Source organism: Metabacillus sp. GQ13 (genome assembly GCF_059758525.1).
Window position 1 is genome coordinate 24,330 of record NZ_JCAXET010000013.1, and the last position, 14,377, is coordinate 38,706.

Consider the following 14,377-nt stretch of genomic DNA (forward strand, 5'->3'; position numbering starts at 1 on the left):
ATAAACTACCCCCTTACTTTACTTTTTGTCATGTATGTCATTAACTTTTCTTGATTAGCATCTTCTCTGCTAACTTCTCCAGTTATACTACCTTCATTTAGACAGTAGATTCTATCGCACATCCCTAATAGCTCCGGAAGTTCTGAAGAAATAATAATGATCCCCTTACCTTGCATTGCTAAATCATTGATAATAGAGTAAATTTCATACTTTGCACCTACATCAATTCCACGTGTTGGTTCATCCAAAATTAAAACATCTGGTTCAGAATATATCCATTTACTTAAGACGATTTTTTGTTGATTACCGCCACTTAAATTCCCTGCTTTTTGAAAGATACTTGGTGTTTTAATTCTCAGTTTCTTTCGATACTCTTCACCTACGATCATTTCCTTGTTTTTATCTAAAATTGTCCCTTTAGATATTTTATCCAGACTTGCTAGCGTAATATTTTGTTTAATATCTTCCATTAAAATGAGTCCGTTCCCTTTGCGATCCTCTGAAACATACGCCAACCCTTGTTTTATCGCAGAAGTAACATCATTAAATTGAACTTCTTTTCCATCTTTCTTAATCATGCCAGTAATTTTTTTTCCGTACGATTTTCCGAAGATACTCATCGCCAATTCTGTTCGACCTGCCCCCATCAATCCGGCAATTCCAACAATTTCACCTTTACGTAAAGATAGATTTACATTATTAATCACTTGTCGATCTGAATGTAATGGATGAAAAACATTCCAATTACTTACTTCTAATATTGTATGACCAATCTTAGGAATTCTTTCAGGATAGCGATTCGTTAGATCTCTGCCAACCATGCCTTTAATGATTCGATCTTCTGTCACTTTGTCAGTTTTCATATTCAGTGTTTCAATTGTTTGTCCATCTCTTAAGATCGTTACCGAATCAGCAACCTTCTCGATTTCATTTAATTTATGTGAGATGATAATGGCAGACATCCCTTGTTTTTTTAACTCAACTAATAAATTTAATAGATTCTCACTATCGTCTTCATTTAAGGAAGCTGTAGGCTCGTCCAATATTAATAGCTTCACTTCTTTGGATAACGCTTTCGCAATTTCGACTAGTTGCTGTTTCCCTACACCAATATTGTCGACCTTTGTATTAGGTGATTCGGTTAAACCAACACTCTCTAATAATGCTTTTGTCTTCATTGTTGTTATATTCCAGTTAATCACACCATTCTTGGCTATTTCATTACCAAGAAAAATATTCTCTGAAATCGATAATTCTGGAACTAAAGCTAATTCCTGATGAATAATGACAATCCCTAACTCTTCACTTTGTTTAATATTTTTAAATTGACAGACTTGATTTTCAAACATAATATCGCCTGTATATGTCCCATGTGGATACACTCCACTTAATACCTTCATTAAAGTAGATTTTCCAGCTCCATTTTCTCCACATAGGGCATGAATTTCTCCCTTTTCTACCTTTAAATTTACATGTTCAAGTGCTTTAACACCTGGGAATTCCTTTGTTATGTTTCGCATTTCTAGTATTATGTTAGACATTTAAACCACCTACTTCGTCATTATTCACTAGAATTCTAGAGTTTACTTTTTTATAGACCTAGCTGTTCCTTCGTATAATATCCACTCTCGACGAGTACAGATTCATAATTTGTAATATCTACAGAAACTGGGTTTAATAAGTAAGCAGGGACAATCTTTTTGCCATTATCATACGTCTTTGTATCATTTACTTCAGCCTGCTTATCATTTAGTAGCCCATCTGCCATTTCAACAGCCTTTTTGGCTAATTCTCTTGTATCTTTAAAGACTGTTTGAGTTTGCCTTTCATTAATAATCGATTTGATTGATGCAAGCTCAGCATCTTGACCTGTAATGACTGGCATTGGGTTATCTTCACTACCATATCCGACACCCCTTAATGAAGAGATTACCCCGATACTAATTCCATCATATGGTGAAAGTACAGCATCGACTCTCTCCGAAGAATAATAAGCACTTAATAGATTATCCATTCGTGATTGAGCTAATGCCCCATCCCAACGTAATGTTGCACCTTGAGTAAATTTCATTTGATTGCTTCTGACCACCAACTTGCCTGATTCAATATAAGGCTCAAGAATAGACATTGCACCATCAAAGAAGAAGTAAGCATTATTGTCATCTGGTGAACCAGCAAATATTTCAATATTAAATGGACCATCCGCTTCTTTTAAGCCTAATTTTTCTTCTATATATGTCCCTTGTAATTCACCTACTTTGAAGTTATCAAAGGTTGCATAATAATCAATGTGCTCACTGTGTTGTATCAGTCGATCATATGAAATAACCTTTATTCCTCGTTTATGTGCCCTCTCGAGAACACTTGTTAACCCTGAACGGTCATCAATTGGTGCAATGACAAGAACATCGACACCTTTTGTTATCATATTTTCTATTTGAGCTGTTTGATTTTCGATAATATCCTCAGCATATTGTAAATCTGTTTCATATCCTAAATCTTCAAATTGTTGTTTCATATTTTCACCGTCATTAACCCATCTCTCTGAAGACTTGGTCGGCATCGATATCCCGATAAATCCTTTTGTTTCACCACCTGTTTCTTTAACTCCACAGCCTGATATAGCAAATACCATAACGATCAAAAGAAGTATTGTAAGCGATTTCTTTTTCATGTGGACTTCCCCCTTTCCTATCAACTATTCGTTATATATATTGCATTAGGTTTATTAATTACCAAAAATATACCACCTATTTAACTCATGGTCTTTTTAATTAAATAACTATTTTTATAAAAATTTAACTTTAATTAAACCGCTTTCATAGTCTGTTTCGTATTTCTCTCACTTCTTAGTAATTTAATTTGGATTACTTTTTCACTGCAGACGAGAGTAGAACCATTCCACATCCAATTATTCTTCAAATAAAAACCACACCTCTAAAAAAGAGATGTGGTTTATTATGAATAGTCAGTAATTATTCTGAAGAAATATCCTCGACTAGCATCGAGTTTTTCCGATACTTAATTGGTGAAACACCTATTACCTTTTTAAAAGAAGTACTAAAGTAATGTTGTGTATCATAGCCAATTTGTTCTGCGATTTCAACAATTGGCAGCTCTGTCGTATTTAACAACTGGATTGCTCGTTTCATTCGCAGATTTGTAACTAGACTTACGAAGGACGTCCCCAACTCTTGTTTGATTATTCTACTTAAATAAACAGGTGACACTTGCAAGTCCTTGGCAACTAATTCAAGTGCAATAGTCGGTTCTGTGAAATGTGTTTCTATATATAGTTTTGCTCGCTTTACTACTGGAGAAACGTTTGATTCCTTATGTACTAACTGTTTGCATTGTTTATAACCATTTCCTATAGCATTCATACAATCAGCAAGTGGTTCTATTGCTATATTTATTGTGATCTTCAAATGATCCTTCACACTATTTTTTATCTTATCCATTGTCTCTCCAGGTACACAATCCCAGAAAATGATTATAAAAAAATCTGCATCATCACGAAAGATTAGATGAATAAATGGTTTCAACTCATCAGAAATAATCGTTTCAATTGAAAACATAAATACCTGCTTATCTTTCTCGTTCATTAATGGCTTATTTGCATAGTAATCAGGACATTGTATGACGGTTAGAAGCTTTGGACTTCTTACAGGTAGTTCTAAGAATTCTAACTGTTCTTTAATTTCGTTATCAGATAAATGCCCCTCTATCCAATCGCGACAAAATCCCTCTCGTAACAACTTATAATTTTTCGTTATTTGATTGGCTGCAATCTCTAAATATTGTTCCTGCTTTACATTCGTTTCTATTTCTTTTCGGACATCTACTAGCACTTTTTTTAATGAACTAGGGTCCACAGGTTTTAAAATATAATCTGTTACACTTAGTCTTAATGCTTCCTGCGCATATTTGAACTCATCATGACCAGTTATAATAATTATTTTACAATTAGATAGCTGTTTGCGAATCTGTTTAATAAGGGTCATTCCATTCATAATCGGCATATTTAAATCTACCAAAAGAATATCGATAGAATTCTCTAAAGCTAACTCTAAGGCCTCTTCACCGTCTTCTGCTTCAGCGATCACTTCCATCTGAAGGGATGACCATTCTACTGACTCTCTAATACCTTCGCGAATAATTGGTTCATCATCTGCGATTAAAACTTTCCAAAAGTCTGTATTCACAAGTTACCCTCCCTCATGATCTGTCAAATTGCATTTTTCTTAATTGGAAGATTTATTGTTACAATGCATCCTTTATTTTCCTCACTATTAATGACTATTCCATATTCGTCTCCATATGTTAACTTAATTCTTGCTTGAACATTCATCATTCCATAACCAAAATCAACCGGTTTCTCTTTTTTCTCTTTCATACTATCGATCGTATCCAACTGCACTCTTAATTCTTCTAACCTTTCTTCTGGAATTCCTTTTCCATCATCCTTAACGATGATCAAAATCTGTTCTTCATTTTCCTTTGCAGTAATACTTATGTGTCCTGGACCTTTTCTCTCTTTGATTCCATGGTATATCGCATTTTCAACAATTGGTTGAAGAACAAGCTTTAGAATCATAACGTGTTCTAATTGTGGATCATAGTCAATTGTATAGTTAAGTTTCTCGCGATACCTCGCTTTTTGAATGCTTAAGTAACTGTGAATATGGGTGATTTCTTCTGAGAATAAAATGATATCATTCCCTTTACTTAGGCCTATTCTAAATAATCTTGATAAGGACGTAACAACATCTGCAACGTCATCCGCTTTTCTTTTTCGTGCCATCCAACTAATTGTATCTAAAGTGTTATAAAGAAAGTGTGGTTTAATATGGGCCTGGAGACTACGCAGCTCTGCTTCCCTCTTTTGCTTTTCTTGGCGTTCCGTAAGAGAAAGTAAATGATTCATTTTAATAATCATCTTATTAAAACTTTTACCTAACATTCCAATTTCATCTTTGCGATCACCCTTATATCGCACGGAAAGCTGACCTGATTCAACTTTTCTCATGTCCGACATTAATTGAATGATAGGCTTTGACATCGAATTTGAGAGATAGTAGGAAGCTGTCACACCAAACAGACAAACAAAAAACACAAACCATATAACGTACAAATGGATTGTTCTTGCCTCTTCAATTGTTTCCTTAGTTGAGAAAATCCCAACAGTAGTCCAATTCGTAAACGGTTGCATTTGATAGATAAACTGAAGTTTGTTGCCATCTATCTTTTCAGAATGGAATCCAGAATCGTTATTCAAAAGATCTTTAGGTATTTCATTAATTAAAGGATCCTCAGGAGTATAAATTTCTTCTCCAGTTTCATCGATTACCATCAAATATCCAGACTTACCAAGCTTAACATTTTTTGTAGCTTCAGCAATCACTCTTAGTTTCAAGTCAATCAGAACAACACCCATTACCTTCTGAGTTTCAGGTTCTAATATAGCTCGAACAAACGTAACTACTTCACGATCCATATAATTTACGTGACTAGAAATACTCCGATTATCAGGATGTCCAATGATTTTAAATATGCCATCATTTTTCACAGCTTCTTTATACCAAGATTCTTTTGTTAAGTTAACTTCCATACGAGAATATAATTCGTTACTTATGTAGTCCCCTTGATTATTCACAACCAATATACCAGCAATTTCAGGGTATAGTGTTGAAAGCCCTTGCATGAATTTTCTAATTGAATATTGCTCTTTTTCTGTATGAACACCATCTTGGGCGAAAAATTTATCTATTTCAGTATCCATTGATAACAAATAACTAACATTTTGCATATTGCCAGCATAGGATTCTAGTGTATTGTTGACCTGTTCAATTAATTGTAACGTATGTTTAGTTGCTTGTTTATCAAGGATATTATTTGTCGTTAATCCTGTTAAGAGTCCTAAACAAATTGATGGTAGAATACTAATCACCAGAAGTAAGGCAATTATTTTATGTCTAATTTTAAAATTATTTAGTTTTATAGTTCCAATTTCCATAAAAACTCAACTCACGATTTCATTTTTATTTAGTTATTTATTACCGGATAAATTACCAATGCCCCATACCTCATAGATTAATATTTTAGTTTGCATAGTACTTTTCGACATTTTCCTTCGTTACGATTGATATGCCGGTATCAACATACCCGTTCAAGACTTCTTGAGTAATTCCGCTTGTTTGCTTGGATCGTGTATAGTTTTTATGGTTTCGTTGAAAAAGGTTTAGCAAAGACCAGTATCCCATATTCCAAGTACCTTGAGCTAACGAAGCAGAAATTTCTCCATTTTTAATTTTATCAAGAGTTCGTTTATCTGTATCAAAACTAATGATCGTAATGTCTTCCTTTAATACCTGGATGGCATCAGCAATTCCCACTCCTCCATTAGCTTCTGATGCAAAGATACCTTGGATATCTGGATTGTCATTTATCATATTTATCGTTGCTTGTTCGGACTGAATTTGATCACCTTTCCCATCAATGATTGATACTATTTCTATTTTAGGGTAATCACGCTTAATCGTATCGACAAAACCCTCTTTTCTCTGTTTATGATTTAGTTGATTTGGTAATGTAATCACCCCAACTTTCCCTTTAGACCCTATCAACTCAGCCATTTTATGGGCCCCAGTAACACCAGCTGTGTAATTATTTGTTCCTAAATATAACTGCGCCTTACTATCTGGGGCATCTGAGTCAAACAGTACGACTGGGATTCCTGCATCAATGGCCTTATTAATCGTTGTGTTTAGTTGATCGGGATTTATCGCTGAGATAGCGATACCTGCTGGTTTTTTTGCTATAACTTGCTCTAAAACAGTTATTTGTTCGTGGGCATCATACTGAGTCGCCCCTCTATATTCAACGGAAACGTTTAGTTCATTTGCAGCATCCTCAAAGCCTTTAATCGCACTTTTCCAGTAATCAATTCCAGACTGAAAGGTTACCATTACATATTTTTCGGTCATTTCACCTGGTGACTTTTTCTCCTCTTGACTCGTAGGAGCCGATTCCTTTAAGTGAAAGTTATACAAGTATAAAAAAAGGGTGAAAAATAATACGACATAAACAATTAAAAGTTTTTTCACTTGTAGAAACACTCCTCAAACTGAAACATGGTTACTTTAGCATTTTCATATAAGAATCAGAATATTTATCGTTTATATTTAAACCGATATTTTGACTATTAAATATAGGATATCAAAATATGATCAGAAGCAGTAGATGTTATAGATGAATTTCAATAACCTGGTATCATAATCATTTTAGTTGAAACATTTCATATCAGTCAATCATACCAATATTGATTTTAAATAGCTAAAAAGGACAGAATCCAAAGAAAACAATGAGGATTCTGCCTGATTAAGTTAGTCGATTCTTGAATTTCCGTGTATTTTAGGTTATTTTCCTCAACCTAGAAAATATTAGTACACTTAAGAATTCCTGTCTTTGCTTATGGCAACACAACTTATAGCATACTGAAAACCCGTATAGTACCTATATCAACAACTACATGGGCTAATCCTATGAAAGGTTCTACAACAACTTTGTTTTACATGACAACAACATTGATGCTTTTGACATGAATGGCATAGGTTACGATTAAGATTTTGTTCTCTCATATTTATCTGTTCTTTGTGTTTTTGACAACCACACTCGTGTTTTTTTACTTTTCTTTGCATGATTCCACCTCCTCTTTACTAGAATATGAATAAATAGAGAAAACGAGATGATTAATAAATACATTCTTTTAAAAATGGTTCTATTAAAAGCTGAAAAGCACAAATTGATGTAAAAAAAGAGATGCTAATTAGTATCGCATCTCCTAGTTACAGTTTAAATGTATAACTATTAGTAATATCCATTTAAGATTATTTAGTCATAGTCTTCTTATAACTGGAAGTTTTCTTTTATCATGTTAGCAACTCCTTTTGCAGACAACTCCGTATTATTTATTCTAATATAATGATCCTTTTTAATTTCACCGACGTTAGAATTCAACCGATACATTTTCATTGAATCTTGTAATTCTTGTTCAGACCAAGCAATGTCTCTTTTGGTAGCCTTGTGTTCAAGTCTATGTGGACTCTTATTTCTATTTAATCTTTCTTCGACATTGGCCTCAAGTTCAACAAAATATACTTCGGCACCCTTCGACTCAAAGATCTCACAAATTACATCGACATAATTCCAATCCTCTTGTTGGTCAAATGCCCATACATAAGTGAATATCATTCCGTACAATTGACTCTTGGACACTTCATTAAATATTTCTTGCCGAAATAAATTCACTAATCTATTTCCTTGCTCTGAACCATATTCAAAAAATGGATGAACCAATTCAATCGTCATATGATTATGAAAAAGCTTCAAATCTGTTATCTTTTCTAGTTCTTGTCCAATTGTCATCTTGCCTACAGCTTGGGGGCCAAATAATAAAATAAATTTCATAATTCCTCCTTATGTAATAATTTTTTGTACTTTTACAATCATTTGATCTTATAGGTTTGATAAATTCGCGTTCACACTCTAATTCTCCTCTTTTCTGAAATACTTAGAAATAAGCAATAGAAAAAGGCTCGAACCATCGTCCGAACCTTTTTCTACTCCTCATTAAATTAGCCCGGGAATTTCTACTATCGAAACCGCTGCTTCTTATTTGATACGACTTTATTTCTGACGTATCCTTACTTTGCTAACCGGATGACATTCCATGAAAGCTTTGAGAAATTGGCTGCTAACTGGCCATTATCAACACTTGCATCCCCTTTAGTATGAGGTGTAACATTTGATCGATTTTGTTGATTTGTAGCTTTTACATCATTGTTTTCAAGAACAATGTGTTCCACAACTTTGTACCCTTCAAAGCTTCTCACATCACAAGCAAGGCTTAGAGTATCCGTTTGATGACGATTAACTGCGAAAATTGTTAACGTTTCATTGTCATCATCATGTACAGAAACTGTATCTAGATAGGGAACATCTGTGAAATCCTTACTATCATATTTAGGAGAGGATACAATTGAATGTAATGCAGTCCCTCTTCCGAAGACAGAGGCATGCATGTATGGATAGAAAATTGTTTGTTTCCAAGCTTCCCCGCCCTTTTCAGTCATTATTGGTGCGATAACATTTACTAGCTGTGCGAGACAGGCAATCTTCACCCGGTCTGCACGCTTTAACATGGATATTAGCAAACTACCAACTAACAATGCATCTTCAAAATTATAGATATCCTCAAGTTGTGGTGGAGCAACAGACCATGGATCAATCTTCTTATCTGCATCATTCGAATGATACCAAACATTCCATTCATCAAAAGAGAGATTAATTGTTTTATTGCTACGCTTTTTTGCTTTAATGTAATCTGCAGTCGAGATAACAGAATAAATAAATTGATCCATATCCAATGATTGTGCGAGGTAGTTCCCTAAATCGTTATCGCGATTTCCGTAATATGTATGTAACGAAATATAATCAACATGGTCATACGTATGATCTAAAACCGTTGCTTCCCATTCAGCAAATGTCGGCATATGCCGATTTGAACTACCACAAGCTACTAATTCAATTGTTGGATCTACCCACTTCATTGCTTTCGCAGTTTCAACCGCAACACGCCCGTATTCATGAGCAGTTCGATGACCTATTTGCCAAGGTCCATCCATTTCATTGCCTAAACACCATGTTTTGATATTATGTGGATCCTTATATCCGTGTGAGATACGAAGGTCACTCCAATAAGACCCTGATGGATGATTACAGTATTCAACTAGATTACGAGCAGCATCAATACCACGTGTACCTAAATTTACAGCCATATTTACATCAGCATTGATTTTTTTCGCCCAATCCATAAATTCATTTGTCCCGATTTGATTCGTCTCTGTTGTTCTCCACGCTAAGTCTAATTTACGTGGACGTTCTGCTACAGGACCTACTCCATCTTCCCAGTTATAGCCTGACACGAAGTTCCCACCTGGATATCTCACTAACGGAACTCGTAATTGTTTCACTAGCTCAATCACATCGGTTCGAAAGCCTTGTTCATCCGCAGCAGGGTGATCTGGTTCATAAATCCCCTCATATACTGCTCTTCCTAAATGCTCGATAAATGAACCATAAATTCTTTCATCTATTTGACCAATTCTATACTCTTTATCAATTGTCATTTTTGCTTGAACTGTCATTATTATCTTCCTCTCTTTGAATTAAGTATTTGATATAACTAAGCATAAACTTCTACAGATTTTTCCTTCGTTACTTTTCTATCAATCCTTCTAAATGAACGGATAACAAGCCACATTTGAATCACAGATAGAATGCTCCCAAGAAAAAACACCGCAGAACTAGGATATGAAAACATTAAATAGACAAACGCTGATTGACTTATGAGTATGGCAAGTGAGAAATGCATATTCACCAATCCAATAATAAATGCGTTACGAATACATGAAATCACTGGAACTCGATAATGCACGTATACTGGTAAAACATGTGAAGCTGTAACTAAGTAAAAAAACAAAAACAGATAAAAGGCAGAGACCGCGAAAATATTTATCTGACCTGTGTTTGCCTGTAAAACTAGAAAGTTAAGATATAATAGAATTCCTACCGCTGTGAATATCCAGCCAATCATATTCGATGGTAGGAACGCAGATTTATAGGAATTCCTGAATGTTTTAAGTAGAGGTATGTCCCTTTCTCCATTTAACCACTTTCTACAAATCTCTAACATTGCCACTGTTGCTGGAAAAAAACCGATTACAATGAAACCGATTAAACTAAATAACAGCCAAAGTGCATTTAAATAGGCTAATTTCGTTACCCACGAAAATAAGGAATTGATTTTATTTATAAACAAATTTCCCTCCATTGTTAATCCTCCTGGCCATAGATTAGTAGAAAGAATTTAGTGGAATAATCTTTTATCCCTTTACACCACCAACTGCTAAACCTGAAATAAAGTAACGCTGGAAGAACAAGAACAGGATAATGATTGGCAATATTGTCATAATTGAACCAGCAATTAAAATATCATAATTATTCCCATATGGTGTTAGCAATGTAGATAAACCAACGGGTAATGTAAACATTGTATTGGAACGCAGAACCACTAATGGCCACAGAAAATTGTTCCAGCTCCCTAACCCTTGAAGAATAGCCATTGCTGCAAAAGAAGGTAGCATTAATGGGGCCATCACCTTGAAAAAGATTCCATACTCCGTACAACCATCCATACGAGCTGATTCCATTAATTCTTTCGGTAAACCAACCGCATACTGTCTAAAAAAGAAAATCGCGACTGGTGCAACAATCATCGGTAAAATAACAGCAAGATAATTATCAATCATCCCAAGAGTTGTCATTAAACGATAAAGCGGTAACATGAGAATCTCAAAAGGCACCATGAGAATTAAAAGGACCAACATAAAAATAAATTGTTGACCTTTAAATTTATAAACAGCCAATGCATAACCAACCATCGATGAAAAAAATAATGATAGAACAATGGCAAGTCCTGAAATGAGCAAACTATTTATATACCAAGTCCAATAATTCCCTGAATTTTTAAACATATTGATATAGTTGGTAAAAATTAGTTCATTCCATGGTATTGATAAAGTAATTCCATTCCTAATTAACTCCGCTGATGGTCGTAATGATGAAATCAATAGGCTTAATAAAGGTGAGATAGCAAGAAAGGCAATGAATGCTACAACAATGATCAGGATCCATGATAGTAATTTTTCTTTTTTAGTCAATTTCTTACCCCTCCCTTTTCAGTGCACCGAAGAATGTAAGTTGGATGATACTAATGACAAAAATGATAACCATAAGGACTACACCAATTGCTGATCCATATCCCATATTATTCATTTGGAACCCCTGTTGATAAATATAACCTACAACTGAAAGGCCAATATTTCCTGGTGAACCATTTTCCCAAAATACAAAGCTTTCTTCATACATTCTAAAGCCATTGATAACTGTTAACGTCGCTACATAAAGTGTCACTGGCTTTAATAATGGCAATGTAATTCGGAAGAACTTTTGAAATGCTCCAGCACCATCTATTTCCGCTGCTTCATATAATTCTTTCTGAATGTTTGTTAAACCTGCCATAAAATAGATGATATTAACTCCGATCCAACGCCATGAAGCCAATAAAACCATTAAGAACATTCCTGTACCAGCACCATATCTCCATTTTACAGGTTCCATTCCAAAAATCCCCAGAAGAGCATTTGCTAAGCCTGTTTCTGTTTCGCCAAACATTAAGCGGAAAATAACACCTGCAACAATGACTGACGTTAAGGAAGGAATAAAAAGAGCTGCTCGAAAGATACTGGCAAATCTGAAAATTTTCGAATTTAATATTGTTGCCAAGACCATTGGCACTGCTACCAGAATAATTGTTGTTAAAATCACATAAATGGTCGTATTATAAAGTGCTTGATAAAAAGTAGAATTAAAGATCTTCGTGTAATTACTTAGACCAACAAATGTTATTTGACCTGGTAATATACTTTGAAAACTCATTAAGATCCCATTTAATAATGGATAAAGAAATAAGACTAAAAACGAAATAATGAAAGGGGCAACAAAAATATATGGTGCAACTTTCTGAGAAAAAAGAAAATTAGACTTCTTAGCAGGTTTCACATGTTTTGTCTCGGTAGACACCACTGGTTCCATGCAATCTACTCCTTTTAATTCCATCATTTAGGGGGACAGACACTAATAACATCCTAAAAAGGTGTTGTTAGTATTTCACCCCCTATTATTAGTCAGCTATTTTCTTACTTTTAACTTTCCCTACTTTCTAATTATTCCTAATCTCCTCAGCTGCTTGTTGTAGAGCCTCTTCAGGTGTCTGTGATTGTTGCCTTATAACATTATTAAAGACATTTGTACCTAGTTGCTGTTGAACAAGCGGTGTTTTTTCTGTAATATTTATAGCATTTATTTCATCTTTAACCTCGAGAAGAACTTCAAAAATATTGTCCCCGAAATATTGATAAAATTTATTATCCTCTTTTATTGCTGGACTTTCCCAAACATCCCAACGTGGTGGATCAAACCCTAACAGCTTCCATAAGGCAATATTCCCCTCTTCTGAAAGTTTTGTATAGGCTAAAAACTCTTTTGCAAGTTCCGCATGCTTAGATTGATTTGTTACAACAGTACCAGTACCACCCATACCAGCAGAACGATTGCCGCCTTCTTCCCATGCTGGTAAAGGACGAATCGCTATTTTACCTTTTAAGTCTTCCATGTAATCTGTGAATCTACCCATGTACCACATTGGCATGGCAATTGAAGCAGCTCCACCCTCATTCATAAACTTATAATATTCTTCAGCATGGCTCTCACCACCTGGGGTCATCTCAGCAATTTTACTCCCATGGACCATATCACTTAGGAATTCTACTGTTTTAATATTGGTTTCATTATCAAGAGTCACCTCACCGTTTTCATCAAAGAAATCTGAACCTTGTTGTGAAACCATTGACCAAAATGTCATAAATCCTCCAGTTTCAACTGTTGTCATGAAAGCGTCTGTATTCTCAACGACCTTTTTACCTGCCTCAACATAATCATCCCATGTTTTGATTGAATCAATGTCTACACCAGCTGCATCCATTATTTCTGTGTTATAGTACATAACTGTTGCTCCAACATGAGTTGGAATACCATAATAATTTCCATCTTTCGCATAAATATCAAAACGTGATTCTACGAATTTATCCTTTACAGGGTCTATATGATCGTTCATTGATTCTAATTGTGGTTCTCCTTGTAAATAGTTTGGAAACCGAGCAATTTCAATATCAGCAATGTCAGGGGCTCCTTTTCCAGATTGAAGAGCCAATAATAAATTGTTATGCATGTTATCATATGGATACGTTTCTGCTACTAGCTTTATTTTTTTATCAGGGAACTCTTTATTCCAACGCTCAACTGAATCTTTAAAAAGATCAGTATGTAGCTCCACAAAGGTCCAGAACTTTAATTCTGTCGCATCTTCATCATCACCTATGACAACTGTATCTGTTGCCTCATCTCCTGAGGCTTCATCATTATTACAAGCTATTAATAACAAAGACAGCAATCCAAAAAGCAAAACTAAAAACCTTCTTTTCCCCATCATTGAACCCCCGTTAACCGTATTTTGAAGCGCTTACATTTAACGTTTGAGTCATCAAATTCATTAACTGTGCTTACCACCCCCTAAAAAAATTCAGATGTTTTTGTAGGTTATTTTCGGATAAAATAATATAAATTGTTAATTAACCGCATCGTGTACGTACACGATGACGGTCAAATAAAAAATAAACCGTCAAAGGATTCGTTT

11 protein-coding genes are annotated in these 14,377 nt (G+C 34.7%); all 11 read right to left on the reverse strand.

What is annotated here, in order from left to right:
• Nucleotides 1–5: 5 nt before the first annotated feature.
• Nucleotides 6–1,541: a multiple monosaccharide ABC transporter ATP-binding protein gene (mmsA, locus tag AC6CHR_RS16425; protein ID WP_498250081.1), complete on the reverse strand. Its 1,536-nt coding sequence runs from the start codon at nucleotides 1,539–1,541 to the stop codon at nucleotides 6–8.
• A gap of 50 nt (nucleotides 1,542–1,591) precedes the next feature.
• Entirely contained in the window at nucleotides 1,592–2,674 is a 1,083-nt protein-coding gene (chvE, locus tag AC6CHR_RS16430) for a multiple monosaccharide ABC transporter substrate-binding protein (protein ID WP_498250082.1), read from the reverse strand.
• A 301-nt stretch (nucleotides 2,675–2,975) separates the two neighbouring features.
• Nucleotides 2,976–4,205: a response regulator transcription factor gene (locus tag AC6CHR_RS16435; protein WP_498250083.1), complete on the reverse strand. Its 1,230-nt coding sequence runs from the start codon at nucleotides 4,203–4,205 to the stop codon at nucleotides 2,976–2,978.
• A gap of 23 nt (nucleotides 4,206–4,228) precedes the next feature.
• A complete protein-coding gene (locus AC6CHR_RS16440; protein WP_498250084.1) occupies nucleotides 4,229–6,016 on the reverse strand; it encodes a cache domain-containing sensor histidine kinase in 1,788 nt (595 codons plus the stop codon).
• Between the two features lie 85 nt (nucleotides 6,017–6,101).
• The gene (locus tag AC6CHR_RS16445; RefSeq protein WP_498250085.1) at nucleotides 6,102–7,106 is read right to left on the reverse strand and encodes a substrate-binding domain-containing protein; all 1,005 of its coding nucleotides are present in this window, start codon (nucleotides 7,104–7,106) and stop codon (nucleotides 6,102–6,104) included.
• Between the two features lie 802 nt (nucleotides 7,107–7,908).
• Complete coding sequence (locus AC6CHR_RS16450; RefSeq protein WP_498250086.1) at nucleotides 7,909–8,469, reverse strand: DEAD/DEAH box helicase family protein; 561 nt, start codon at nucleotides 8,467–8,469, stop codon at nucleotides 7,909–7,911.
• A 236-nt stretch (nucleotides 8,470–8,705) separates the two neighbouring features.
• Nucleotides 8,706–10,208, reverse strand: coding sequence for an arabinosylfuranosidase ArfA (gene arfA, locus AC6CHR_RS16455; RefSeq protein ID WP_498250087.1), 1,503 nt, complete (start codon nucleotides 10,206–10,208; stop codon nucleotides 8,706–8,708).
• Between the two features lie 38 nt (nucleotides 10,209–10,246).
• The gene (locus AC6CHR_RS16460) at nucleotides 10,247–10,894 is read right to left on the reverse strand and encodes a YesL family protein (RefSeq protein ID WP_498250088.1); all 648 of its coding nucleotides are present in this window, start codon (nucleotides 10,892–10,894) and stop codon (nucleotides 10,247–10,249) included.
• Between the two features lie 52 nt (nucleotides 10,895–10,946).
• On the reverse strand, nucleotides 10,947–11,783 hold the full coding sequence (locus AC6CHR_RS16465; RefSeq protein ID WP_498250089.1) for a carbohydrate ABC transporter permease: 837 nt from the start codon (nucleotides 11,781–11,783) through the stop codon (nucleotides 10,947–10,949).
• A gap of 4 nt (nucleotides 11,784–11,787) precedes the next feature.
• A complete protein-coding gene (locus AC6CHR_RS16470) occupies nucleotides 11,788–12,717 on the reverse strand; it encodes a carbohydrate ABC transporter permease (protein ID WP_498250090.1) in 930 nt (309 codons plus the stop codon).
• 127 nt (nucleotides 12,718–12,844) lie between these two features.
• Nucleotides 12,845–14,170 carry an ABC transporter substrate-binding protein gene (locus AC6CHR_RS16475; protein ID WP_498250091.1) on the reverse strand — a complete coding sequence of 442 codons (1,326 nt, stop codon included), beginning with the start codon at nucleotides 14,168–14,170 and terminating at the stop codon, nucleotides 12,845–12,847.
• Between the last annotated feature and the right edge of the window lie 207 nt (nucleotides 14,171–14,377).

What these genes read in the sequence shown, in the direction of transcription:
- chvE (WP_498250082.1), bottom strand. Translation starts at nt 2,674, where the DNA reads ATGAAAAAGAAATCGCTTACAATACTTCTTTTGATCGTTATGGTATTT.
- AC6CHR_RS16470 (WP_498250090.1), bottom strand. Translation starts at nt 12,717, where the DNA reads ATGGAACCAGTGGTGTCTACCGAGACAAAACATGTGAAACCTGCTAAG.
- AC6CHR_RS16440 (WP_498250084.1), bottom strand. Translation starts at nt 6,016, where the DNA reads ATGGAAATTGGAACTATAAAACTAAATAATTTTAAAATTAGACATAAA.
- AC6CHR_RS16450 (WP_498250086.1), bottom strand. Translation starts at nt 8,469, where the DNA reads ATGAAATTTATTTTATTATTTGGCCCCCAAGCTGTAGGCAAGATGACA.
- mmsA (WP_498250081.1), bottom strand. Translation starts at nt 1,541, where the DNA reads ATGTCTAACATAATACTAGAAATGCGAAACATAACAAAGGAATTCCCA.
- arfA (WP_498250087.1), bottom strand. Translation starts at nt 10,208, where the DNA reads ATGACAGTTCAAGCAAAAATGACAATTGATAAAGAGTATAGAATTGGT.
- AC6CHR_RS16475 (WP_498250091.1), bottom strand. Translation starts at nt 14,170, where the DNA reads ATGGGGAAAAGAAGGTTTTTAGTTTTGCTTTTTGGATTGCTGTCTTTG.
- AC6CHR_RS16460 (WP_498250088.1), bottom strand. Translation starts at nt 10,894, where the DNA reads ATGGAGGGAAATTTGTTTATAAATAAAATCAATTCCTTATTTTCGTGG.